At 68.7% G+C, this 23862-nt stretch carries 20 protein-coding genes and 1 tRNA gene; 18 read left to right on the top strand and 3 right to left on the bottom strand.

Annotation, left to right across the window (positions count from 1 at the left end; genetic code table 11):
- Positions 1 to 15 precede the first annotated feature (15 nt).
- From RIU96_RS06305 to RIU96_RS11970, 16 genes are all read left to right on the top strand, one after another.
- On the top strand, positions 16 to 879 hold the full coding sequence (locus tag RIU96_RS06305) for a hypothetical protein (RefSeq protein WP_144317190.1): 864 nt from the start codon (positions 16 to 18) through the stop codon (positions 877 to 879).
- A complete protein-coding gene (locus RIU96_RS06300) occupies positions 876 to 1955 on the top strand; it encodes a ParB N-terminal domain-containing protein (protein WP_144317191.1) in 1080 nt (359 codons plus the stop codon). Before RIU96_RS06305 ends, RIU96_RS06300 begins: the two co-directional genes overlap by 4 nt.
- 79 nt (positions 1956 to 2034) lie before the next feature.
- Complete coding sequence (locus RIU96_RS06295; protein ID WP_144317192.1) at positions 2035 to 2733, top strand: hypothetical protein; 699 nt, start codon at positions 2035 to 2037, stop codon at positions 2731 to 2733.
- Between the two features lie 12 nt (positions 2734 to 2745).
- Entirely contained in the window at positions 2746 to 4368 is a 1623-nt protein-coding gene (locus RIU96_RS06290) for a VldE C-terminal domain-containing protein (RefSeq protein WP_211346236.1), read from the top strand.
- Positions 4369 to 4370: 2 nt separating this feature from the next.
- Positions 4371 to 4637 (top strand): DUF6112 family protein, encoded by a 267-nt coding sequence (locus RIU96_RS06285; protein WP_144317194.1) that lies wholly within the window; start codon positions 4371 to 4373, stop codon positions 4635 to 4637.
- Between the two features lie 78 nt (positions 4638 to 4715).
- Positions 4716 to 4985, top strand: a complete 270-nt coding sequence (locus RIU96_RS06280; RefSeq protein WP_062764860.1) for a DUF6112 family protein — start codon at positions 4716 to 4718, stop codon at positions 4983 to 4985.
- Positions 4986 to 5025: 40 nt separating this feature from the next.
- Positions 5026 to 6531, top strand: a complete 1506-nt coding sequence (locus tag RIU96_RS06275; RefSeq protein ID WP_144317195.1) for a TrbL/VirB6 family protein — start codon at positions 5026 to 5028, stop codon at positions 6529 to 6531.
- A gap of 6 nt (positions 6532 to 6537) precedes the next feature.
- Positions 6538 to 8004 (top strand): SCO6880 family protein, encoded by a 1467-nt coding sequence (locus RIU96_RS06270; protein ID WP_144317196.1) that lies wholly within the window; start codon positions 6538 to 6540, stop codon positions 8002 to 8004.
- A 52-nt stretch (positions 8005 to 8056) separates the two neighbouring features.
- Positions 8057 to 9250 carry a hypothetical protein gene (locus RIU96_RS06265; RefSeq protein WP_211346237.1) on the top strand — a complete coding sequence of 398 codons (1194 nt, stop codon included), beginning with the start codon at positions 8057 to 8059 and terminating at the stop codon, positions 9248 to 9250.
- Positions 9247 to 10806 (top strand): putative type IV secretion/conjugal transfer ATPase, encoded by a 1560-nt coding sequence (locus RIU96_RS06260; RefSeq protein WP_259804122.1) that lies wholly within the window; start codon positions 9247 to 9249, stop codon positions 10804 to 10806. The genes RIU96_RS06265 and RIU96_RS06260 overlap by 4 nt, the downstream gene beginning before the upstream one ends.
- Complete coding sequence (locus RIU96_RS06255; protein ID WP_222422287.1) at positions 10806 to 11363, top strand: hypothetical protein; 558 nt, start codon at positions 10806 to 10808, stop codon at positions 11361 to 11363. Before RIU96_RS06260 ends, RIU96_RS06255 begins: the two co-directional genes overlap by 1 nt.
- Positions 11360 to 13156, top strand: a complete 1797-nt coding sequence (locus RIU96_RS06250; protein ID WP_144317199.1) for a type IV secretory system conjugative DNA transfer family protein — start codon at positions 11360 to 11362, stop codon at positions 13154 to 13156. The genes RIU96_RS06255 and RIU96_RS06250 overlap by 4 nt, the downstream gene beginning before the upstream one ends.
- 58 nt (positions 13157 to 13214) lie before the next feature.
- A complete protein-coding gene (locus tag RIU96_RS06245; RefSeq protein WP_259804123.1) occupies positions 13215 to 13670 on the top strand; it encodes a single-stranded DNA-binding protein in 456 nt (151 codons plus the stop codon).
- Positions 13671 to 13682: 12 nt separating this feature from the next.
- Positions 13683 to 14267 carry a hypothetical protein gene (locus RIU96_RS06240; RefSeq protein ID WP_211346259.1) on the top strand — a complete coding sequence of 195 codons (585 nt, stop codon included), beginning with the start codon at positions 13683 to 13685 and terminating at the stop codon, positions 14265 to 14267.
- Positions 14267 to 14485: a hypothetical protein gene (locus tag RIU96_RS06235; RefSeq protein ID WP_144317201.1), complete on the top strand. Its 219-nt coding sequence runs from the start codon at positions 14267 to 14269 to the stop codon at positions 14483 to 14485. The genes RIU96_RS06240 and RIU96_RS06235 overlap by 1 nt, the downstream gene beginning before the upstream one ends.
- Positions 14486 to 14667: 182 nt before the next feature.
- The gene (locus RIU96_RS11970; RefSeq protein ID WP_144318553.1) at positions 14668 to 16371 is read left to right on the top strand and encodes a recombinase family protein; all 1704 of its coding nucleotides are present in this window, start codon (positions 14668 to 14670) and stop codon (positions 16369 to 16371) included.
- Here RIU96_RS11970 and RIU96_RS06220 read toward each other — a convergent pair.
- From RIU96_RS06220 to RIU96_RS06210, 3 genes are all read right to left on the bottom strand, one after another.
- Positions 16331 to 16404, bottom strand: a tRNA-Leu gene (locus RIU96_RS06220). The genes RIU96_RS11970 and RIU96_RS06220 overlap by 41 nt on opposite strands.
- Before the next feature lie 13 nt (positions 16405 to 16417).
- Positions 16418 to 19993, bottom strand: coding sequence for a transcription-repair coupling factor (gene mfd, locus RIU96_RS06215; protein ID WP_311204778.1), 3576 nt, complete (start codon positions 19991 to 19993; stop codon positions 16418 to 16420).
- Positions 19994 to 20000: 7 nt separating this feature from the next.
- A complete protein-coding gene (locus tag RIU96_RS06210; RefSeq protein ID WP_170228600.1) occupies positions 20001 to 20621 on the bottom strand; it encodes a TetR/AcrR family transcriptional regulator in 621 nt (206 codons plus the stop codon).
- Between the two features lie 560 nt (positions 20622 to 21181).
- On the opposite strand from RIU96_RS06210, the gene RIU96_RS06205 reads away from it, so the two are divergent.
- Positions 21182 to 22396, top strand: a complete 1215-nt coding sequence (locus tag RIU96_RS06205) for an MFS transporter (RefSeq protein WP_144773359.1) — start codon at positions 21182 to 21184, stop codon at positions 22394 to 22396.
- Between the two features lie 16 nt (positions 22397 to 22412).
- Positions 22413 to 23855, top strand: coding sequence for a bifunctional UDP-N-acetylglucosamine diphosphorylase/glucosamine-1-phosphate N-acetyltransferase GlmU (gene glmU / locus RIU96_RS06200; RefSeq protein WP_144773361.1), 1443 nt, complete (start codon positions 22413 to 22415; stop codon positions 23853 to 23855).
- The last annotated feature ends 7 nt before the right edge of the window (positions 23856 to 23862 follow it).

Here is a 23862-nt window from a genome sequence, read left to right as displayed (position 1 = left end):
TCAGGAGGTGCTCCCATGCAGACTGCATCAGACCGTGACAGGCGGAATCGTTTCGAGGACTCCGAGGCGCTGCGCGCCCTGCTGAATCGGCTCCATCAGGCGGGGCGTGGGGCGTGGCAGCGTGACCCGGAGGCGGCGGCGCTGATGGAGCACGCCGCGAACAAGTACGCCGCTCTCGCCCGCAAGCACGGCCTCGACCCGTGGGAGGCGGCTTCGGCGGCGTTCGAGGCGATGCGGGGAACTGCGACGCGGCGGGCGGATGACCCGTGGGCGGTGGTGACGCGGGCGGTGCAGGTGACCTGCACCGCCGAGGAACGCGGCAACGGACTGCTGTGCTCCGTGCATCAGGCCCGTCGCCCGAAGTATTCGGTGTTCCACGACGCCGAACGATTCAGCGACCGCGAGAACCCCCTGCCCGACTACCACCCCGCGTTCTGCTTCGACCCCTTCACCGACCCCGACGAGGACCCGGACGATGAGCGTCCGGTGCGGGAGCGGGCGATGAACGTCACCGCCGCCGTCGAGGACACGATCGCGTTCCTCTCGTGGGTCGGCTGGGAACCCTCGACAGCCCGGGCTGCGGTCGAGTACATCACCACCAGGTTGGCGGGGTCGCCGTCGCGGGCGTCGGCGTTCGAGGTGCTGCGCCGTGACCGGCAGGCCCGCGCCCTCCTGGACCTGCCGGGTGCGTCGTGGACGGCGCTGCTGCGGATCGTGCTCGGCACCCCCGACCCGACCCTCGCGCATACGAACGCTGGGCGCGGGTTGCTCGTGCGGCTCCTGATCGGCCAACCCCTGCGCGCACTCCTCACCGACGACGACCTCGTGATCACTGCCGGGCTCGCCGCCCCGCGCCTGGCAGGGGGCGAGGAGTCATGAGCACGGTGCCGGCGGGCCACATCGAGCTGGAGCGCGCGGTCGACTCCATCATCGTCGGCCGCCGGCACCGGCAAGACCACGGCGACCTTGCCCCGTTGGTGGAGTCGATCCGCCGCAACGGGCTCTTGCAGCCCATCACGATCACCCTCGACGGGCACCTGATCTGCGGCGCGCGGCGCCTCGCGGCGCTGAAACTCCTGGGCATCAAGACCGTCAACGTCTGGGTACGGTCCGGGATCTCCGACCGGCTCGGGCAACTCCTCGCCGAACAAGACGAGAACGTCCTGCACAAGCCGCTCACCCAGCTCGAAGCCGCAGCCCTCTACCGCGAACTCAAGACCCTGCTCGCCGAAGACGCCGCCCGCCGCCAGGAGGCCACCCGGTTCCAGACGACCGCAGACGACGCAGAAGACGGTGGTGCCAATTTGGCACCACCGCAGTTCGAGCAAGGCAAGGCTCGCGCTCAGGCTGCGCGGATGGTGACTGGCCGCGCGTCCTATACGACGTTGGAGCGCATCGGCCGGTTGGAGGACCTGGCCGCGGACGAGTCGCAGCCGGAACCGGTACGGGCGCGTGCGGCAGAGGAGGTCGAGCGGATCAAGGCAGGTGGGAGCGTCTATCCCTCGCACCTGCGCGTGAATGCCGAGCTGTCGCTGGCGGAGCTCAACCAGCTCGCCGCGGATCCCGCCCAGTCCGTCGAGGTGCGCGAACGAGCACGGGTCGAGGCGGATGCGGTGCGTGCGGCGGAGCAGGAGGCGAGGGCGGCGGAGTTGGAGCAGCTGGCAAAGGCCGCGCTCGCCCGCGTCAAAGCAGCCAAGGCCTCCGGGGAGAAGAAGCCAGCGCGGCCCGCGCTGACGGCGGTGAACACCGGGGAGCCGGTGCCGTTCCCGCTGACCGCGTTCCTGGCCACCTGGGACGACATGGCCGAATGGTGGACCCACTACGACCCCGCCGACGTCGGCCCAGCCCTCACCGCTGAACAGTGGGCACGGTTCGAGGAGACCATCGCCGGGACCATCGCGTTCACCGACGCCGCACGCGCGGCACGGCAAGACAGGGCCGAGCACATCGCCTGAACCGCGGGGCGGGTGCGGTGGTGCGCACCTTCCTGGCAACCACGCATCCGTTGTTGCCGTCCGGGAAGGACCCGTGCTCATGGACCCCGCCACGTCTGATGACCGTCGCCGTCGTCGCCTGCTGATCGCCGCCACCGCTGGCGGCCTCGCTCTGCTCTTGCTCGTCGGAGTCGGCATCTACGGCCTCGTCCGCGGCCCCGCCGCCCCGTCGGCCTCGACGCCGAACGAACGACCTTCCACCGCCGCGCCCGTGACACCGGCCCCGACCTCGGTCGCAGAGCTGGAGCCGCTGGACCAGCACCTTGGGCCGGAAGCGTTCGCCCAAGCGGTCGCTGAGGCGCTGTTCACCTGGGACACCACGACCGGGCACATGCCATCGGACTATGCGCAGGTGCTCGCGGATGCCGCGCACGGCAGCGAGGCCGACGCCTTCGTCGGTGACGTCCGCGCCTACATCCCGACGAACGATGCGTGGGCGCAGCTGCGCACCTACGCGACTCGGCAGTGGCTGACCCTCGACGAGGTGTTCGTCCCGGAGGCGTGGGAGACCGCCGTCGAGCAGGCAGCCCCCGGTCAGATACCTGATGGTGCGGTCGCGTACACCATCTCGGGGACACGGCACCGGGAAGGCATCTGGGGCACCGACCCCGTCGAGGCATCCCGCCCGGTCTCCTTCACTGTGTTCCTCGTCTGCACCCCGCCCAATCCCGGTCGCGGCACCGGGTCGGGGTTGTGTGAGGTGCTGCGGCTCTCACAGCTCGACAACCCTCTCCGCTGAGCCGAGGCCGTGATGAAGAAGCTCGCGCTCCTCGCCCTCACCTTGCTGCTCCTGGGGCCGTCCACGATCCTGCTGGGCGTCGCCACGCTCGGCGGAACACCTGCGACCGCCGCCGTCTGCACGCCCGGCTCGTTGGCGGTCGGCCCGATCCCGGACTCGCTGACCGCGACGACCCGCAACGGGGAGACGGTCACGCTGAACCGGCAACAGCTCACCCACGCCGCGACGATCATCACGGTCGGCGGGCAGACAGCCGGCGTCGGACGTGAAGGGGTGCTGATCGCGCTGATGGCTGCGCTGACCGAGTCGACCCTGCGGATGCTCGCCAACACGAGCGCCTATCCCGAGTCGGCGGAGTACCCCAACGACGGCGAGGGTTCGGATCACGACTCGCTCGGGCTGTTTCAGATGCGCCCGGTCAGCGGGTGGGGCACAGTCGCGGAGCTCATGGACCCCAGCTACCAGGCGAGAGCCTTCTACGGTGGCCCCACGGGCCCGAACTACCCATCGCCGCGGGGCCTGCTCGACATCGCCGGCTGGCAGCAGCTCGACCCCGGCGAAGCAGCCCAAGCCGTCGAGGTCAGCGCCTACCCGGACCGGTATCAGAACTACCAGCCGGTCGCCGAAGCGATCCTCACCGCCCTGACCCGTCCCGTGTCCTCCGGCAACGATGGCGGGGACGAGACGCCCGTCGTGCCCGAGACGACGCGCATCGTGTTCCCGCTGCCGGAGGGGACCTGGGCGCGGACGAGCCCGTTCGGATGGCGTAACGACCCGATCACCGGCGAACGCCGCTTCCACGCAGGCAGCGACTTCGCCGCCCCCGACGGCACCCCCATCTACGCCGTCGCGGACGGCATCGTCGTGCGAGCCGGATACACCGACGCAGGAGGCGGGGTCATCGTCATCGAGCACACCGTCCGGGGCGAGCGGGTCGCGTCGATGTACGTGCACATGTGGGCGCACGGCATCCATGTCGCAGAAGGCGACACCGTGACCGCCGGGCAGCGCATCGGAGACGTCGGCTCCTCGGGACACTCCACCGGCCCTCACCTGCACCTGCAAATCCACCCCGGCGGCGCAGACGCCGACCCGGTGAACTCCGACGCCTGGCTCACCGACCACGGCGCCGCTGAATCCGGCGCGAGCACGGCACCAAACGCAGGTTGCGCTCCGGGGCCGAACATCGCCGCGCCAACACCGTACACAGGTACCGATCCTGACGAGCTTCGGGACGATCCGACGAGCGGCGGCCAGATCACTGCCCGCATGGAGCACCTGCTCACACAGACCCGGGCCGCGTTTCCCGACTCCGGCTGGGCCTGCTGGTCACCGCGACCCGGCACCTCGTCGGAACACCCGCTCGGCAGAGCGTGCGATGTGACCTTCGGGAACACCATCGGAACGGCCGCGACCGGCGCCGCCCTCGACACGGGGTGGGCGATGACGAACTGGCTGCAGGCCAACGCCGCCGCCCTCGGAGTCGAGTATCTCATCTGGCAAGGCAAGATCTGGTCGCTCGCTCGCGCCGACGAGGGCTGGCGGCCCTACAACGGCGGGGGCATGCACGACCCCTCGGACATCACAGGCGGGCACTACGACCACCTGCACATCACCGTCCGAGAAGGACGATGACCATGGATGTGTTCCCCGACTTCGGCGGCGTCGGCGGCGCCGCCGACCTCCGCGCCATCGTTGGCGCGCTGCTCATGTTCGTGCTCGTCACCGCCGTGCTCATGCTCATCGTCTGCGCCATCATCTGGGCGATCGCGTCATCCAGCGGCAACTATCAGGCGGCGACCAAGGCTCGCACGGGTCTGTTCGTCGCGGTCGGCGCCGCCGCTCTCGCCGGGGCCGGCGTCGCGTGGCTCAACTTCCTGCTGGACGTCGGCACCCAACTCTGACTACCTCCGCCGCCGCTGGGATCGCGGGGTGCACCTGACGGACGAGAACCCCTTCTCGTCAATAGTCAGGAGCACCCCGTGATCGACATCGACCCCAACTCATCCGGTCTTCCCGGCATCGAGCAACTGCGCATCATCGTCGGCGCCGTCATGACCGTCGGCCTCATCCTCTCCGTCCTCGCGCTCATCGTCAGCGCGATCGTGTGGGGCTTCGGCGCCAACTCCTCCAACCCGCACCTCGCGAGCAGGGGCAAGGTCGGCGTTCTCGTGAGCTGCGGGGCGGCGATCATCTGCGGTGCCGCGGTGACGCTGATCAACTTCTTCTGGGGCGTCGGGCAGGCCGTGTGATGACCACCCGACATGACTCCCGGCCGCGGGGGTGGCTGCGGTGAGCGTCTGCGATGTCCCAGTCATCTCCTCCGTCTGCGACGCCGTGGGCGAAGGCACCGCCTCCCTGATCGCCGCCCCGTTCGACTGGCTCGCCCAAGCGATGGCCGGTGCCGCCGCGTGGCTGTTCGAGGCGGTCTGGTGGGTCTTCGACACCACGACCCTCGTGGACGTCACCAGCGCCGAGTACATCGGCGTCTACAACGTCCTGTTCGGCGTCGCTGTCTTCATCATGCTCGTGTTCTTCTGCTTGCAGCTCATCACCGGGCTCATCCACCGCGACCCGACCGCCCTCAACCGTGCCGCCCTCGGTCTCGCCAAGAGCGTGCTCGGATCGTTCCTGGTCATCACGCTGACCGCGTTGCTGCTGGAAGTGACCGACCAGCTCGCGGTCGGGATCGTCCAGGCCACCGGCAACACGATGGAAGGGATGGGGACCCAGATCGGGCTCCTCGCCGCAGGCCTGGCCACCATCAACATCACCGCTCCCGGTGTCGGCGCGATCCTGACGATCTTCCTCGCCGGACTCGCTATCAGCGCGGCGGCGATCGTGTGGTTCTCGCTGCTCATCCGCAAAGCCCTGCTGCTGGTCGCCATCGTGTTCGGGCCGGTCGCCCTGGCCGGGGCGACATGGGATGCGACCAAGGGATGGTTCGCCAAATGGGCGACCTTCGTCATCGCCCTCATCTTCTCCAAGCTCGTCCTCGTCGTGATCTTCCTCGTCGCCATCGGCCAGGTCTCCGCCCCCATCGAGGCGGACCTGGCATCCATCTCCGACCCGATCGCCGGCGTCGCGCTGATGTTCATCGCGGCGTTCGCCCCGTACATCACGTACAAGTTCCTGTCCTTCGTCGGGTTCGACATGTACCACGCGATGTCGTCGGAGCAGGAGGCGAAGTCGGCGCTGAACCGGCCTGTCCCAGTGCCGTCTGCGCCGAAGGCTGACACGGCCAAGAAGGTACTCGACGGCAGCACCGACTCCGGCAGCGCACCCTCGAACGGTGGCGGAGGAGGCGGTAGTCCAACACCGCCGCCTACCTCCTCGTCGGCGGCGCCCACCAGTGCGGGAGCCGGCACAGCGGGCACAGGAGCCGCCGCTTCCTCGACAGGGGCAGGAGCGGGAGCTGGCACCGCCGCTGGTGCCGGGGCCGGGACAGCGGGCGCTGCGGGTGCTGGTGCAGCCGCCGGCCCTGTGGGTGCTGCGGTCGTCGTCGGCGGTGCGGTGGTCAAGGGCGCGGCGACCGCCGGCCCGAAGGCCGGCAATGCGGTCGGTGGAGCGGCCGACAGTCAGGCAGGCGCGGCCACGGAGCAGGCATCCCCGCCGCTGGTTCCACCATCGCAAGGCACCCCGCCGCAGCGTCCCGCACCGTCGACGCCGCCCCCGGCCGCTCCGTCCTCGGCGCCGCCGTCCGGGCCGTCCACCGGCTCGGCGGAGTCCTCGCCCGCGCCTCGGCGCCGGTCGGACCCGCCACCTCCGCCGTCGTCCAAGCCGACCGGGAAGGGGTGACCTGCGATGTCTACGAACACGCACGCGAACAGTGACTACCCGTTGGCGGCGGTGCAGTTCTCCCGGCTCACCAAGCGCGGGATCATGCTGGGCCTGTCGCTGCCGCAACTCATCGTCCTCGGCATCGCCGTGCTCACAGTCGTCTTCTCGCTCTACCTCGGCGGCGGCCTGGCCTTCGCCTGGACCGCCCCGGTATGGGCCACCGCAGCACTGCTCGCGGTGATCCCCGCGGGTGGGCGGAAGGTGATCGAGTGGGTGCCCATCGTGGCCCGCTGGATCGCCCGCACGTATCTGGGGCAGCTCATTTATCGGCGCCGCGTCATCAAGCCGAGACCTGCCGGGACGCTCGCGCTTCCGGGTGATGCGGCACCGTTGCGGGAATGGGAGGACCCCGAGACCGGGGCGGCGATGATCCAAGACCCGCACGCGCAGACGCTGACTGCGATCCTCGGCGTCTCGCATCCGGCGTTCGTGCTCCTCGATCCCGGTGAGCAGCAGCGCAGGGTCTCCGGGTGGGGGCGCGTCCTCGCCGCGGCCTGCCGTTCGGGGCGCATCGCCCGCATCCAGGTGTCGGAGCGGACGCTGCCGGACTCGGGAACGGGGTTGGCGGAGTGGTGGCGCACGCACGGCACCGACGACGGGTCCTGGGCCGCGACCACCTACGCCGAGCTGATCGAGCGCGCCGGCCCCGCCGGGGAACGCCACGCCACGACGATCAGCCTGGCGCTGGACATGAAGGCCGCGAGCCGGCAGATCAGGACTTCCGGTGGCGGGATGCGCGGTGCCGCCGCGGTGCTCCGGCAGGAGATGACCACGCTGACGACGGCGCTGCGCGCAGCGGAGCTCACCTCGACGGGGTGGCTCACGCCCGGCGAGGTCGCCGTCATCCTGCGTTCGGCGTACGACCCGGCCGCCGCTCCCGCGCTAGAACGGCATGGCGACCTCGGGCGGGATCTGGCGACGGCGGGCCCGGTAGCGGTGACCGAGACGTGGGATCGGTTGCGGTCGGACAGTGCGTTCCATGCGGTGTTGTGGATCAGTGAGTGGCCCCGCTCGCAGGTCTACCCAGGGTTCCTTGCCCCGCTCGTGCTGTCCAACGGCATCCTCCGCACCCTCGCCCTGCACTACACGCCGGTGCGCGCCGATCAGGCCGCGCGGGACCTGCGGAAGAAGAAGACCGAACTCATCAGCGACCAGGCGCAGCGGCGCAAGATCGGGCAGATCGAAGACGCCGCCACCAGCGCCGAACTGGACGACGTCCTCCAGCAAGAGGCGGACCTGACCGCCGGGCACGGCGTCCTGCGCGTCTCCGGCCTCGTGTCCGTCTCCGCGCCGACCGTCGATGAGCTCGACGCCGCGGTCGCCGCGGTCGAGCAGGCCGCGATCCAAGCCTCCTGCGAGACCCGCCGCCTCGTCGGCCAGCAAGCCCAGGCCTTCACCGCCGCTGCGCTGCCGCTGTGCCGGCCGGTCTGACCCGGCGCACCTGCCCACCAACCATCCGACGCTTCTGTGAGGAACAACGCTCATGCCTACCTTCGATAACCCCGTCGCGGACGCCACGGAGGCGTCCGCCGCGTTGCGGGGCCTGGCCCACGCAACCCGCCAGTTCACCGACCCGGCCGACACCTACCCAGTGATCGGTGACCTGCTGTCCGGAGTCCGGTCGCTGCGGCAGGTACTGGATCAGCTCGCCGCCGCCCATATCGCTCCCCGTGCCCGCGCGCACGACGACGCCGGGAACCAGGCCACCGGCGCGACCTCGGCCCTCGCGGCCGCGGACGAGCTGCACCAGGCCGGCACACTCCTGGACTCCGTGGCCTGGCGGCTCGACGCCGCCTCCCAGCACTCCGGGCGTATCGCCTGGCACCCCGCACCCGACCCCGCAGACGCGGGGGCGGGGCGTACGAGCGTGCAGGCCGGGACGCTCACGCTGACGGTGTGGCCGGACGAGCCGCTGGGCCAGCACCAGCGCTACGCCTACCTCATCGAGCACCGGGACAGCGGGCAGAGCATCCAAGGGCGGGATCTGTTTACCGGGGCCGGCGCGCCTGTCTCACCGGAGCGGGCGCTGCGTGACCTCGCCGCCTACCTGACCGCAGCAGGCGATGCGCACCAACACGCCACCGACAACGGCACGGCGTATGAGGGGCCGTTCGATGAGTGGACCGCCGACGTCGCCCGGCAGAACTCCGACGCCCTGACCGAGCTGGCCGACCGCGGCCCGCAGGGCCCTGCGCCCACCGTTGGGGAGGCGGCGGGCGTGCGGTGGATCAGCGTCGTGTTCCTCCAAGGCTCCGAGGCCTACGAGGTGCTGGACCTCATCGACCGGGAGGGCACGGACGCGGCGATCGAGCACCTGGCCGGGTTCGACTACGGCGAGGAGACCGTACAGACAGCGCTCGAGAACGGCTACGTCTACGACGAGCCCCCGACCGGTGCCCTCGACAAGGTAGCGACCCGAGACGTCTACACCCTCACCTACAACCCGTTCCTCGGCCACGTCTCGCTACTGCGCGAGCACGGCGCCCTGCCCGACCCGGCACTCCTCGGCATCGACACCCCGATTCCCGCGCCCGCGTCGACCGCGGCGTCGGCGCGCGTCGCACACCAGCCTGCACGCGCGAACACCCAGGCGGCGAACCGCGAGCGCGGCGCGGGCGACTGGTTCACTCGACGCCCCGGTGCCGCCACGGCGCAGGGCCGGGGGCTCGCGCTGTGACCGCGCAGGACGAGGGCCGCCTGCACACGGCCGTGCTCGTCGGCCCCGAAGGCGAACGACGCCGGGCCCGTAAGGACCGCCGGCAGGCTGCGACCCGAATCGAGACCACCGCCCGCAAGGCACGGAAGGCCGAGGCGAAGGCCCTGTGGGAGGCGGAGCAGGCCGAGCGGCGCGCGACGACCTACCTGCCCGCCGCTGGCGAGCCGGGGCCTGCGGCGTTGCGCACGCCGGGCCGGTTCCGTCTCCCCAAGCACCAGGACACGAGTGCGACGTTGGCTGGGCAGTACCCGTTCCTGGCCGAAGGCGGCCTCGGATCGGAGGGGATCTTCGTCGGGCAGGACCTCTACTCCGGCGGGTCGTTCGTCTACGACCCGTGGGTGCTCTACCGGCGCGGGATCATCACCGCCCCCAACGTCGTCCTGGCCGGCATCGTCGGCTCCGGCAAGTCGAGCCTGGCAAAGTCGCTCTACACGCGCTCGCTCCCGTTCGGACGACGCGTCTACGTCCCCGGCGACCCGAAGGGCGAGCACACCGCCGTCGCCGAAGCCGTCGGTGGACGCGCAATCATCCTCGGCCACGGCCTCTCCAACCGCCTCAACCCTCTCGATGAGGGCCATAGGCCATCCGCGGTGTCCGACAGCGAGTGGGCGATGCAGGTCGCCTCCCGCCGCCGCGACCTTATCGGCGCCCTCGCAGAGACCGTGCTGGACCGGGCGCTGACGCCGTTGGAGCACACCGCGATCGACCTCGCCCTCCAAGACGCGGTACGGAGCGCGGAGGTTCCGATCCTGCCGATGGTCGTCGACCGCATCCTTACCCCAACCTCGGCCGACGACGCGGATGGACGGCTCGCGGAAGACGGTCGGCTCGTCGGCCACGCCCTGCGCCGACTCGTCGCGGGCGACCTCCAAGGACTGTTCGACGGCCCGTCCACGGTCAGGTTCGACCCGTCCCTGCCAATGGTGTCCCTCGACCTGTCCCGGGTCGCGGAGAACAGCACCTTGATCTCGGTGCTGATGACGTGCTCGTCGGCGTGGATGGAGTCGGCCCTGTCCGACCCGGCAGGCGGGCAACGCTGGGTGATCTACGACGAAGCCTGGCGCCTGATGGCCTACCCGTCCCTCCTGCGGCGTATGGACGCCCAGTGGCGGCTCGCCCGGCACTTCGGAATCGCGAACATGCTGATCTTCCACAAGCTCTCCGACCTCGACAACGTCGGCGACCAGGGCTCCGCCATGCGCGCCCTCGCATCGTCGCTGCTGGCGAACGCGGAGACCAGGATCGTCTACCGGCAGGAAGCCGACCAGCTCGGCTCCACCGCAACAGCGCTCGGCCTCACGGGCACTGAGCAGAAGCTGCTTCCCGGCCTGGGGACCGGGCAGGGGCTGTGGCGCATCAAGGACCGCTCCTTCGTCGTGCAGCACCAACTCCACCCCGCCGAGTTCGCCGCCTTCGACACCACGAGCCGCATGATCGCAGAAACCGGGAAGTTCACCGTTGAGAATGACGAACCGTCGGCCTCGCTGACGGTTCCCGCCGCGGGCGGTGCGGCGTGATGGCCCGGCCCCGCTATAAGCGCACGATCATGCCCGCGTCTGTTCACCGTGACGAGGTCGAGGCTGTGCCGGTCGTTCTCCCGCTCGTGGTCATCACGATCACCGACGACGGACGCATGACGGTCACCGTCGACGGCGTGCCGTTCGAGCCGGAGCCGTTCGCGCCTCCGTGGCGACGAGAGGACTTCGCCGCCGTCCTCGACCAGCTCACCGAACAGCGCCGCTCGCCGGTGCGGGTCGAGGTGCGCGAAGCGGACGGAAGCACGTTCACCGACATCATCACTCCGACCAGACGCCGCCGCACCGAACCAAAACCCGCCCCCGCACCTGAGCCACCGGTCGCGAGTGCTCCGCCCGAACTCGTGGCGCTCCACGGCGAGGGGTTCGTGCCGGGCGAGGACGTGGCGATCGCCGTCGTCATCGCCCACGGCGATGCCGCCCCGGACGGCGCGATGCGCGGCCTGCTCACCGCCGACCAGCTCGCCGTGAGCCCGACCCGAGAGGTGATCCTGCTCGGCCGCGTCTCCGGGACGCTCACGATCGGGCACCCCGAATGACCACCCCGAGGCCGACGGGATCGCTCGGGGACGAGCTGAGCAACCTCGGCATCGGCCTCCTCATCGGCGCCGCGATCCTCGCCGCCATCCTCCGCGGCGCCGGCTCGGTCGCCGCGTGGATCACCGGGACCGGGCAACCCGCCGGCGGAGTCGAGGCCGGGTTGGGCGTGCTGCTCAACCCCGGCGACCCGGCGGCCGCGCTCGGCGCACCCGGTCTGAACGTCGTGGCGTACTGGATCACCGCCGCCGTCCTCATCCTCGCCGCCGCTGGCGCAGGGTGCTGGGGGTGGCGGTTCTTCCGCGAGCACGGCCGACAGGTCAAGAACGACCCCTACCGCATCCCCGGTATCGCCACCCGCACCGAGGTCACCAAGGCCGCCTCCGAGACCGCGCTGCTGCGCCGGGCCGGGCACCTGCGACCCTCGCTCCACAAGCCGACACCGGAGGACGTCGGCTACCGGATCGGCCAGTCGCGCGGCAAGAGCGTGTGGGCATCGGTGGAGGACAGCATCCTGCTGATCGGCCCGCCCCGGTCCGGGAAGGGCGCCCACATCGTCATCAACACCATCCTCGACGCACCCGGCGCAGTCGTCACCACCTCGACCCGGCCGGACAACCTCACCGCGACTCTCCGCGCCCGCGAGCGCATCGGCCCGGTCGCCGTGTTCGACCCACAGCACCTCGCCGAAGGCATCCCCGCAGGCCTCAGATGGTCACCCATCCGCGGGTGCGAGGACCCGCTGACCGCGATGATCCGCGCCACCGGACTCGCCGCCGGCACCGGCCTGTCCGCAGGCGGAGTCGAAGGCGGCGGGTTCTGGGAAGGCAAGACCCGCACCGCCCTCCAAGCCCTGCTCCACGCCGCTGCCCTCGACCGTCGCCCACCGGGTGAACTGTTCCGGTGGACCCTCGACCCATCCGCCGCCGCGGACGCAGTCGCGATCCTGACAGCGAACCCACGAGCGGCTGTCGGGTGGGCGGAGTCGCTACAGGCGATGATCGACTCCGACCCGAGAACCCGCGACTCCATCTGGCAAGGCGTCTCCCTCGCCCTCGCCGCCCTGGCGGACCCGCGCGTGCTCGACGCCGTGTCGCCGCGCGAAGGCGAGAACTTCGACCCCGAAGCCTTTCTCCGTGCCCGCGGAACGCTCTACCTGCTGGCGACCGGCGCCGGCGCCAACAACAGCGCGGCGTTGGTGGCGGCGTTCGTGGAAGACGTCGTGGAAGCCGCCCGCCGCATCGCCGCCGGAAGCCCCGGCGCGAGGCTCGACCCGCCCTTGCTGCTCGCCCTCGATGAGGTCGGCAACCTCGCCCCCTTACCGTCACTGCCCACGCTCATGGCCGAAGGCGGCGGCACCGGGATCACGACCATGCCCGTACTCCAAAGCCTCGCTCAGGCGCGGGAGAAATGGTCGGAGAACGCCGCCGGCGCGATCTGGGACGCCTCCATCGTCAAGATCATCCTCGGCGGCGCTTCCAACAGCCGCGACCTGCACGACCTGACCACGCTCATCGGCGAGCGCGACGAGGTGACCGACTCCACCACGGTCGGAGACCACGGCTCCCGCTCCGCGCAACGCTCCATCCGGCGCGTCCCGATCATGCCGCCCGACACGATCAGGACGTTGCCGTTCGGGACTGCGCTCGTGCTGCTGCGCTCCGCGCCGCCCATAGTCACGAGGATGCGGACCTGGCTCGACCGGCCGGATGCGAAGGAACTGCGGGCCGACCGGGCCGGCATCGAGGCGCTGCTGCAACGCCGTCCGCTGGAGGAGCCGGGCGCACCTGCCTGACACAAGGGCGGCCCCGGCTGTGGGGCCGCCCGTCGATGTCAGAAATGAGGACAGTCCGATGGCTCTCCACACGCAGGAATCCCTCTCCGGGTTTATCGCCTCCGACCCGCAGCTCACCTACACCGAGCGCGGCGACGCGCGCCTGTACGTCAAGATCGGCCAGGAACACTACCGCCGTGAGGAGGACGGGTCGTTCACGCAGACCGAGACGACCTTCCACGACCTCGTCGCGTTCAAGAAGACCGCCGAACGCGCGCACGACCGCCTCGCCAAGGGCGACAAGTTCGTCGCAGAGGGCTACGTCCGCGAGTACGACCACACCACGCCGGACGGCGAAGTCGTCAAAGCCGAGGAGTTCGTGGCGAAGAAGCTCGGCCACGACCTCGCCCGCACCCGCTACGAGGTCAAGCGGACCCGCCGCCAGCCCGCCGTCACGCGAGAAGCCGCGGGGCAGTCCGTCGATGCCGAGGCGCGCCGCGAGGCCCGCAACGCCGCACCGGCGCTCGGACTCTGACCGGCGGTGACCATGATGAACGAGAACGACAGCGACGCGCCGGACCTGGGTGACGAGCCCGACCTCGATGAGGCGCCCGAGGAGTTCGAGGGGTCGTTGCTGCCCGAGCCGCCGCACCCTATCAACTGGAACCTCCTGACGAGCGAGGAAGCCGAGGCCGAGTGGCTGGAGCTGAATAAGTGGGTCAACTGGCTCCGCACGACATATGGTCTGCCCGCATCGGTGGTGCCGCCGTTCTGGCACCGCCACCCCGAGCTCGTCTGGGAGCTCTCGGCCCTGCACCTGCACTGGCTGGCCGCCTACGACAGCGAGCAGAACGCCTCCGCGCCGCTGGGCTGGCACCGCGACTTCGCCGACGCCAGACAGCGGCTCAGGGATTGGGTCGCCGCCTGCGGCACCCGCCTCGACCGAGACCGCCCCACCCGGCAGACCGTCTGGCCCGGCGAGGACCCGGCAGAGCCCGTCGAGGACCGGATCATCGCCAACCGCGACGAGGACTTCGTGCAGTTCGTCCTCGATGACGTCGCCGCCCGCAAGCAGGCCGAGGACGAGTTCTACGCCGGCCTCGACCCTGCCACTGGGGAGTTGCGCGACTGATGGGCACCTACGTCAAGAAGACCGACCGGCGCCGCTATGAGGACCGTTCATTCTCCGTACGCGCGGTACATCGCGAGGACGCCGACTTGCACAAGCTCGCCGAGGTTCTGATCCGGCTGACCTTGCAGGAGACCGGCCGATCGCGCGCCGAGCGTCGCGCCGCCGCAATACCGGAGACCTACCGTCCGGCAATGGTCGCCGACCAGGCATCCGGGTAGAATCGAGCACAAGCAAGCCTCGCGTCGACGTGGTGTTGTGGTCCCAAACCCCGCTCCGGCGGGCAACGTTTACGTGGCCGTTCCGGCCTAGTCCTAGAGCTTTCGGGCTTCCTCTCACGATCAGCACCCCTCGGGCGTTCAGCCCGAGCGCGAGGGCCGAGATTTCGTGAGAGCAGGCCCCCATGAGTACCACGTCCGCGCGCACTCCAGACCCGGTGCGCAGTCTCATCGAACCGCCCCAGGGCACCGCACTCGCGGTGTCCTACCTGCGCGTCTCCACCAAGGAGCAAGCCGAGAAGGGCGGCACCGATGAAGGCTTCTCCATTCCCGCCCAGCGCGAGGCCAACCGCCGCAAGGCCGAACAGCTCGGCGCGGTCATCGTGAAGGAGTTCATCGACGCGGGCGAGTCCGCCCGCAAGGCCGACCGGCCCGAGCTGATGCGGATGATCCAGTACGTCAAGCGCAACCGTGTCGCGTACTGCATCGTCCACAAGGTCGACCGGCTCGCCCGCAACCGCGCCGACGACGTAACGATCCACCTCGCCTTGCAGGAGGCCGGGGTCATGCTCGTCTCCGCGACCGAGAACATTGACGAGACCCCCAGCGGGATGCTGCTGCACGGCATCATGTCCACGATCGCGGAGTTCTACTCCCGCAATCTCGCCACCGAGGTCATCAAGGGCATGACGCAGAAAGCCGCCACCGGCGGCACGGTCGGCAAGGCACCGATCGGCTACCTCAACATCCGTTCCCGCGACGAGCTCGGCCGCGAAGTTCGCACGGTGCAGCTCGACCCCGACCGGGCACCGCTGATTGAGTGGGCATACAAGGCATACGCCTCCGGGAACTGGACCGTCAGCCAGATCCACGACGAGCTGACGTCGCGAGGGCTGGTCAGTCTTCCCACCCCGAAGCGGCCCTCGAAACCGCTCGCTGTGTCCTCGGTACACCGAATGCTGACGAACCCGTACTACAAGGGCGACGTGATCTACCGCGGCGTCGCCTACAAGGGTGCGCACCAGCCGCTCGTCCCGGCCGAGGTCTGGTACCAGGTGCAGTCCGTCCTCACCGCGCACAAGAGCGCATCCGAGGCAACCCAGGTGCACGACCACTACCTGAAAGGCACCGTCTACTGCGGGGCCTGCGGGTCCCGCCTCATCGTGTCAAACGCGAAGAACCGACACGGCAACGTCTACCCCTACTTCGTCTGCTCAGGGCGGCACTCCAAGCGGACCGACTGCACGAGGCAGGCCATCCTCATCGAGGACGTCGAGCACTTGATCGAGAACTACTACCAGCGCGTGCAACTCACCCCCGCCCGACGCGAAGCTCTGGCCGGGATGCTGCACCACGAGTTCGACCGGCTGATGTCCGCCGAAGCCGACGAACTCGCCCAGCTCACCGCGAACCGCGACCGCCTGGAGCACGAGCAAGACCGGCTCATGCAGGCCCACTACGCCGACGCGATCCCGCTCGCCGTCCTCAAACGGGAACAAGACCGCATCGCCGGAGAACTCGACCAGGTGAACCGCCGCCTCGACGCCCACCACGGCGAGTACACCGACGCCCGCGCGCACCTGGACGACGCCCTGAACCTGTTGGAGAACTGCGCCGACATCTACGCCCGCTGCGACGACGCCAACCGGCGCCTGTGCAACCAGGCCTTCTTCACCAAGGTCTACATCGAGGAGGACGACGAACTGCGCGTCGAGAACAACCGGCCCTTCGAGATGCTGCTCGACCCCGAGGTCAACGCCGACGCGCTCACCTGGGCAGAGAACGCCGACAAGGCCCGAACCCCAGCCCTTGATTCCTCGGGCCAAGGTTCGAGCCTTGTGCGTTGGGTGCCCCCAGTGGGACTCGAACCCACACTGAATCGATTTTAAGTCGACTGCCTCTGCCGATTGGGCTATAGGGGCGTGAGCACACACTTTACTCGCTCGCAGTAACCACCTTCTTGTCCACCCCGAACATATCCGCAAGGAAGTCGGACACCCACTGCACAAGCTCGGTATCGCGCAGGGTCGGCTGATTCACACCAGCGGCGGCGCGTGGCAGCGGCACCTGCAGCGCCTTGGCCGCGGCGCGGTAGTTCGCGCCCGGGTACAGGCGTTTGAGCCGCACCTGCTTCGAGTCCTGCAGCTCCACCGGCTGGAACTTGATGCGCGAGCCCTGCACCAAGATGTCAGACACCCCGGCGACACGGGCCTGCTGGCGCAAGCGGGCTACGGCAACGAGGTGCTCGACCTCGCGCGGGAGCGGGCCGAAGCGGTCGACCATTTCCTCGGTGACGGTCGCCAAGTCGGCGTCATTGCGTGACTCGGCAAGCTTGCGGTAAATCTCCAGACGCAGGCGCTCGGAGTTGACGTAGGTGTCCGGGATGTGGGCGTCGACAGGCAAATCGATGCGGATTTCCTTCGGGCCCTGGTCGGTGGCATCCACCGTCTCTCCCGTCATCAGCGCCTTGTACGTATCGACGGCCTCCCCAACGAGCCGGACATACATATCGAAGCCGACACCCGCGATGTGCCCCGACTGCTCCGCGCCCAGCACGTTGCCGGCGCCGCGCATCTCCAGGTCCTTTTGCGCCACCGCGATACCGGAGCCCAGGTCGTTGTTCTGCGCGATCGTCGCCAAGCGGTCGTACGAAGTCTCGGTCAGCGTCTTGTCCTTCGGATACAGGAAGTAGGCGTAGGCGCGATCGCGGGAACGACCGACGCGGCCGCGCAGCTGATGCAGCTGGGACAGGCCCATGTTTTGGGCGTTTTCCACGATCAGGGTGTTGGCGTTGGCGATATCCAGGCCCGTTTCCACGATCGTGGTGCACACAAGCACGTCGTACTCGCGGTTCCAGAACCCCTGCACCGTCTGCTCGAGCAGCTGCTCCGACATCTGGCCGTGCGCCACCACGACGCGCGCCTCGGGGACAAGCTCGCGCACGCGCCGCGCGGCCTTTTCAATGTCGGCGACCTTGTTGTGGATGTAGAAAATCTGGCCATCGCGCAGCAGCTCGCGCCGAATCGCCGCCGCGATCTGTTTATCCTCCTGCGGGCCGACGTAGGTCAGCACCGGGTGGCGGTCCTCCGGCGGAGTCGTGATCGACGTCATCTCGCGGATCCCGGTCAGCGACATCTCCAGGGTGCGCGGGATTGGCGTCGCCGTCATGGTGAGCACGTCGACGTGTGACTTTAGCGCCTTGATGTGCTCCTTGTGCTCGACGCCGAAGCGCTGCTCCTCATCGACCACGATGAGGCCCAGGTTCTTCCACTGCACGCCGGTAGCCAGCAGGCGGTGGGTGCCGATGACGACGTCAACGGAGCCGTCGGCAAGCCCAGCGAGCGTCTCCTTCGATTCCTTCGCCGAGGTAAAACGCGACAGCTCGCGGATGGTCACGCCGAAGCCGTCCATGCGGGTGGAGAACGTCGAATAGTGCTGCTGCGCCAGAAGGGTGGTCGGCACGAGCACCGCGACCTGCTTGCCGTCCTGCACCGCCTTGAACGCCGCGCGCACCGCGACCTCGGTCTTGCCGAAGCCGACGTCACCCACGATCACCCGATCCATCGGCGTCGGCTTCTCCATGTCGTCCTTAACCGCGTCGATCGCGAGGAGCTGGTCCTCCGTCTCCACGAACGGAAAGTTGTCCTCCATCTCCGCCTGCCACGGCGTGTCCGGCGCGAACGCGTGGCCCGGCGCGGCCTGGCGCTTGGCGTAAAGCTGCACCAGCTCAGCCGCGATCTCCCGCACCGCCGCGCGCGCCTTGCGCTTGGTGCTCTTCCAGTCGGAGCCGCCCATTTTGCTTAACGACGGCTGCTCGCCCCCGGAATACTTTGACAGCAAGTCCAGCGACTCCATCGGCACCCACAACTGGTCGTTGGGCTGGCCGCGCTTCGCCGGCTGGTACTCAAGCACGATGTACTCGCGGCGCGAGTCCTCGTCGCCCGTGTGGACGGTGCGCTCGGCCATCTTTACAAACCGGCCAATGCCGTGGGTCTCGTGCACCACGTAATCGCCGGGGCTCAGCGCGAGCGGGTCGACCCTGTTGCGCCGCCGCGGGGCGCGCCGCTTCGCGCCCGCGATATCGCCTACGCGGTTACCTGTCACATCGGTCTCAGTGACAACGACCATGTTTGGCCCCGGGAACACCAAACCCGCGTGCGACAACGCTTGGTAGAGCGTGACCTGGCCGGTCACCGGTTCGAGCCCGTCCGAGGCGATGCGCGCCGAGATCCCGTGCTCGCGCAGCCGCTCAGCGAAGCGCTCCACCGTGCCTTTGGCCGGGGCGACGAAGGCGGCGGTGCCGTTGTTGCTCTGCACGTGCAGCTTGACAGTGGCGAAGAGCTGCTCGATCGCCTTCGGATCGCCCTTCGGGGCGGGCGCGGGTTCGAACTCCAGCGGCAGGGTCGCCGTGTCGTCTGCGGCAAACATGCCGGGAGGCGCGAACGTCCACCAGCTACTGCCCGCCTTAAGCGTCGAGACGCGCAGCGACTCGAAGGAGCGATACGACGACGCCGAGACGTCGAGCCCCTCCACCGCGACGGGACCCTCCGCCCCCATCGCCGCCGCCTCCCAGCCGGCCTCGAGGAACTCCTTGTCGGTGACCTCAAGGTCTTCGATGCGGGCGCGGACTTTTTCCGGCGCCGTGACCAGCACGATCGACCCCTTCGGCAACAGCTCGGGAAGCACCTGGAAGGGCTTGTCGGTCAGCGCCGGGATGAGCGCCTCCATGCCGTCGGCGTGGTGCCCCTGGGAAATCCGGGTCAGCATCTGCACGAGCGTGGCGTTCTGCGGGTGCGCGCGGGCGAGCTCGTCGGCGCGTGCGGCCACGGGGTCGTCGATAAGCAACTGGCGAGCGGGGAAAAGCTCGACGGAGTCGACCTCGTCGATGCCGCGCTGATCCGCCACCGCGAAGGTGCGGATGTCCGTGACCTCGTCGCCCCAGAACTCGATGCGCACCGGGTGCTCGGCGGTGGTTGGGAAAACGTCGATTAGGCCGCCGCGGGTCGCGAACTCACCGCGCTTTGCCACCATGTCGACGTGCTCGTACGCGAATCGCGCGATCGACTCCGTCAGCTGCGTGAAGTCGAACTCGTTATCGCGGGCGATCACGATCGGGTCGATGACCGGCAACACCGGCTGGCACACCGCGCGCGCAGCTGCGACGATCACCCGCGGCATCTCGTGCAAGACCTTGAAGCGCCTGCCCACCACATCCGCCGCCGGGGAGAGCCGCTCGTGCGGCAGCGTCTCCAGCGCGGGGAAATGCGCGACCTTCTCCGGTCCGATCAGCGCCGCCAACTCCGCGGTGAGATCCTCGGCCTCGTGCCCCGTCGCGGTGACCAACAGCACCGGGAGCTCGCGCGACAACGCGGCCGCGGCCCACGGGCGGGTCTGGTCGATCCCCATGACGTGGAGATGATCCTGGCCGATATTGCTCAGCAGGCCCTTGAGCTTCGGGTCCGTCAGCGCAACAGTAAGCAGCCCACCCAATGCGGGCACGGTGGTGGTCATAGTGGTGTTACTCAGTTCCCTTCACAGTGTGAATAATCTTCGGCTGCGCCTCCAGCCCAGCCAGCCCATTCCAGCACAGGTTCGCGACATGGGTCGCCACAGCGTACTTATCCGGCGAGCGCTGATCCAACCACCACAGAGCGGTCATGGACACGGCGCCCACGATCGCCTGCGCGTGCAACTGAGCGAGCTTGGGGTTCAGCCCGCGGTGACGGAACGCCTCCTCGAGCAGGTGAGACACCTGCACCGTTAGCGTGTTGAGCAACGTGGAGTAGGAGTGCTCGCCGCCCGGCATCTGGCCGTGCACGAGGATGACGAAGCCGTCCGTGTGGTCCTCAACGTAGCTCAGCAGGGCGAGGATGCCCCGCTCAATGCGCTCGCGCCAACGGCCCTCGCCGATCGAGGACAAAATCGCGTTGAACAGCCGCGCCTGCTCCTCCTCGATCACCGCGACGTACAAGCCCTCCTTGCCGCCGAAGTGCTCGTAGACCACGGGCTTGGACACCCCGGCGCGCGAGGAGATCTCCTCTACCGAAATGCCGTCGAATCCCCGCTCCGCGAAAGCGGACCGTCCGATACCGATGAGTTGCTCCCGGCGCTGCGAACCGGTCATACGCTGTCGAGCCATGCCCAATACCTTACTTGCGGGCGCGTGCGCTACACTATCGCCTGATATTTCCCCATGGTGTAATTGGCAACACTACGGTTTTTGGTACCGTCATTCTAGGTTCGAGTCCTGGTGGGGAAGCTTTGTTTTTTAGCGGGGTTTTCGCTAGTTGATGGCGGTTTTTTCGGTGTCTTGATTTTTGTCGCTCAGATCTGTTCCCGGGTGGGCGTTGGTGGGATGTCACGGTCGACGTTTTGGGGGGTTGTGAAACCCCAGGTCGCGGGTCGGCGTTTCGGCTTCACTGTGACATCTCGGGCGGTGGAATGTCACGGTCAACCAGTGGCGGGTCGCAAAACCCCAGGTCACTGGTTTTCGTATTGGCTTCACTGTGACGTCTCGGGCGGTGAAAAGTCACGGTCAATAGGTGTCACGATGTAAAACCCCAGGTCGCGGGTTTCCGGGTCGGCTTCACCGTGACATCTTGGGCGGTGGAATGTCCCAGTCAACCGACGGCAGACGAGAAAACCCCAACGCACATCGTTCACCTCAGATTGCCGCACCAAAGCTGTAACCTAATCGGGGTGGAACACCAGAAACACAACGCGACGCGGTTCATCTGGGCCAACGGCCTGCAGGGCATCGGTGACCAAATCGTCGCCGCGAAAACGCTTCTGCCCTGGCTGTTTACCGTCGCCGGGGTGCCCGCGTTCTTCACTGGCCTGTTGGTGCCGATCCGCGAGTCCGGCTCGATGCTGCCGCAGGCGGCGCTGAGCCCTTGGGTCAGCTCGAAGCCGAAGCGCAAGCGAGTGTGGCTGCTCGGCTCGTGGGGCCAGGCCCTCTCCGGCGTGGGCATCGCGGCCGCTGCCGCCACTCTCAGCGGCGTCGCCCTGGGCCTCGCTGTCATCGTGTGCCTCGCCGCGCTCAGCGTGTTCCGCGCGCTGTGTTCCATCGCCGGCAAAGACGTCCAGGGGCGCACGATCGACAAGGGCAAGCGCGGGCTGATCACCGGCCGCGCCACCGCGCTGTCCGGCGCGTTCACCCTCGCCATCGGCCTGGCGCTGACGCTGCTGCCCAACGAAGTGCCCCGCTGGATGATCGCGGCACTACTACTCGTCGGCGCGTCGACCTGGGGTTTTGCCTCGCTGGTGTTCCAGGGCATCCGCGAACCAGAAGCCGAGCACGACACGACCGTCGATGACGATAACTGGCTCGCCGTCACCTGGGAGCTAGTGACCAAGGACAAGGAGCTGCGCAACTTCCTCGTGGTCCGCTCGTTGATGCTGGTCACAGCTCTGTCCACCCCGTTCATCGTGGTGCTCGCCCAGGAGCAGGGCTCAGACCTGTCCAGCCTCGGTGCCTTCGTCATCGCCTCCGGCGGCGCCGCATTGCTCGGCGGCCGCATCTCCGGGATCTGGTCGGACAAGTCCTCCAAGCTCACCATGGCCTGGGCCGCAGCGGTCGCCTCCATCGTCATTGTGCTTTTGGTCCTGAGCGCTGATTTTGCGTCGTCAAGCGTGAATGCGATTGTCATGCCGGCCGGGTTCTTCGCGGTCAACCTCGCGCACACCGCGGTGCGCGTCAGCCGAAAGACCTACCTGGTGGATATGGCCGACGGGGAGCGCCGCACCCTGATCACCGGCGCATCCAACACGATCATGGGCGTGGTTATGCTCGTCGCGGGCGCGATCAGCTCCGCCGTCGCGGTCTTTGGCACCCAGGCCGCGCTGATCTTTCTCGCCGTGCTGGGCGCGGCGGGCGTGGCTGGGGCGTGGAACCTCAAGGACGTCTCGGCCTAGCGTTATGCTTTAAACCATGACTGAGCAGAATCAGTGTGCTGTCGTCGTCCTTGCGGCCGGCGCGGGCACCCGCATGAAATCGGCCACGCAAAAAACGCTGCACGAGATCGGCGGGCGAAGCCTCCTGTCGCACTCGCTGCACGCCGCCGCCGCGGTCAGCCCAAGCCACGTCGTCGCCGTCGTCGGGTTCCAGCGCGAGCAGGTCTCCCCCGCGGTCGACGAGATCGCGCAGCAGATGAGCATCGAGATCCTTCAGGCCGTCCAGGAGGAGCAAAACGGCACCGGCCACGCCGTGCAGTGCGGCCTAGAGACGCTGCCCGACTTCGACGGCACTGTCGTCGTCACCAACGCCGACGTGCCGCTGCTCGAGGGAGCAACGCTGCAAAAGCTTATCGACGCCCACGTCAACGCCCAGGCCGCCGTCACGGTGCTCACCCTCGAGTTCGACAACCCCACCGGCTACGGCCGCATCATCCGCGACGAGCGCGGCGCCGTTGTCGACATCGTGGAGGAGAAAGACGCCGACGACGAGCAGAAGCGCGTCACCGAGGTCAACTCCGGGGTGTTCGCCTTCGACGGCGCCGTGCTCCGCGACGCGCTGACGCGCATCACCTCCGACAACGCCCAGGGCGAGCTTTACATCACCGACGTGCTCGCCATCGCACGTGGCGACGGTCGCACCGTCACCGCGTTCACCGCCCCCGACCCGCGCGAGCTCGCGGGTGTCAACGACCGCGTCCAGCTCGCCGCGGCCGGCAAGGAGCTCAACCGCCGCCTCGTCGAGCGCGCGATGCGCGGCGGTGCGACGATCATCGACCCCGACACCACCTGGATCGGCGTGGACGTCGAGATCGGCGCGGACGTCGTGATCCACCCGAACACCCATCTCTGGGGATCGACGGTGATTAGCGACGGCGCCGAGATCGGCCCGGACACCACCCTGCGCGACATGGAGGTCGGCCCCGGCGCGACGGTCACCCGCACCCAAGGCTCGCTCAGCGTCATCGGCGCCAACGCCCAGGTCGGCCCGTTCACCTACATCCGCCCCGGCACCGAGCTCGGCGAGGGCGGCAAGCTCGGCGGGTTCGTCGAGTCGAAGAACGCCGTCATCGGTGCCGGCTCGAAGATCCCGCACCTGACTTACATTGGCGACGCGACCGTGGGCACCAACTCCAACATCGGCTGCTCGAGCGTCTTCGCCAACTACGACGGCGTGAACAAGCACCACACCACGATCGGCAACAACGTGCGCGCCGGCTCCGACACGACCTTCGTCGCGCCGGTGACCGTCGGTGACGGCGCGTACACCGGCGCGGGTACTGTTGTCACCGACGACGTGCCCGCCGGGGCCTTGGCCATCAAGGAGGGCCGTCAGCGCAACATCGAGGGCTGGGTGGAGAAGAAACGCCCAGGGACAGACGCGGCAGCGGCAGCAGCGGCAGCCAAGGAAGAGAAGTAAAGGATCG

Source organism: Corynebacterium sp. Z-1, assembly GCF_031844665.1.
In the GTDB taxonomy this organism is placed as follows: domain Bacteria; phylum Actinomycetota; class Actinomycetes; order Mycobacteriales; family Mycobacteriaceae; genus Corynebacterium; species Corynebacterium sanguinis.
The sequence above is the reverse complement of the archived record's forward strand: the minus strand, read 5'-3'. Positions and strand labels throughout refer to the sequence as shown.

Coding starts and splice junctions, on each gene's coding strand:
- RIU96_RS06305 (WP_144317190.1), top strand. CDS start 16: ATGCAGACTGCATCAGACCGTGACAGGCGGAATCGTTTCGAGGACTCC.
- glmU (WP_144773361.1), top strand. CDS start 22,413: ATGACTGAGCAGAATCAGTGTGCTGTCGTCGTCCTTGCGGCCGGCGCG.
- mfd (WP_311204778.1), bottom strand. CDS start 19,993: ATGACCACCACCGTGCCCGCATTGGGTGGGCTGCTTACTGTTGCGCTG.
- RIU96_RS06300 (WP_144317191.1), top strand. CDS start 876: ATGAGCACGGTGCCGGCGGGCCACATCGAGCTGGAGCGCGCGGTCGAC.
- RIU96_RS06240 (WP_211346259.1), top strand. CDS start 13,683: ATGATGAACGAGAACGACAGCGACGCGCCGGACCTGGGTGACGAGCCC.
- RIU96_RS06285 (WP_144317194.1), top strand. CDS start 4,371: ATGGATGTGTTCCCCGACTTCGGCGGCGTCGGCGGCGCCGCCGACCTC.
- RIU96_RS06250 (WP_144317199.1), top strand. CDS start 11,360: ATGACCACCCCGAGGCCGACGGGATCGCTCGGGGACGAGCTGAGCAAC.
- RIU96_RS06245 (WP_259804123.1), top strand. CDS start 13,215: ATGGCTCTCCACACGCAGGAATCCCTCTCCGGGTTTATCGCCTCCGAC.
- RIU96_RS11970 (WP_144318553.1), top strand. CDS start 14,668: ATGAGTACCACGTCCGCGCGCACTCCAGACCCGGTGCGCAGTCTCATC.
- RIU96_RS06255 (WP_222422287.1), top strand. CDS start 10,806: ATGGCCCGGCCCCGCTATAAGCGCACGATCATGCCCGCGTCTGTTCAC.
- RIU96_RS06290 (WP_211346236.1), top strand. CDS start 2,746: ATGAAGAAGCTCGCGCTCCTCGCCCTCACCTTGCTGCTCCTGGGGCCG.
- RIU96_RS06210 (WP_170228600.1), bottom strand. CDS start 20,621: ATGGCTCGACAGCGTATGACCGGTTCGCAGCGCCGGGAGCAACTCATC.
- RIU96_RS06270 (WP_144317196.1), top strand. CDS start 6,538: ATGTCTACGAACACGCACGCGAACAGTGACTACCCGTTGGCGGCGGTG.
- RIU96_RS06265 (WP_211346237.1), top strand. CDS start 8,057: ATGCCTACCTTCGATAACCCCGTCGCGGACGCCACGGAGGCGTCCGCC.
- RIU96_RS06235 (WP_144317201.1), top strand. CDS start 14,267: ATGGGCACCTACGTCAAGAAGACCGACCGGCGCCGCTATGAGGACCGT.
- RIU96_RS06295 (WP_144317192.1), top strand. CDS start 2,035: ATGGACCCCGCCACGTCTGATGACCGTCGCCGTCGTCGCCTGCTGATC.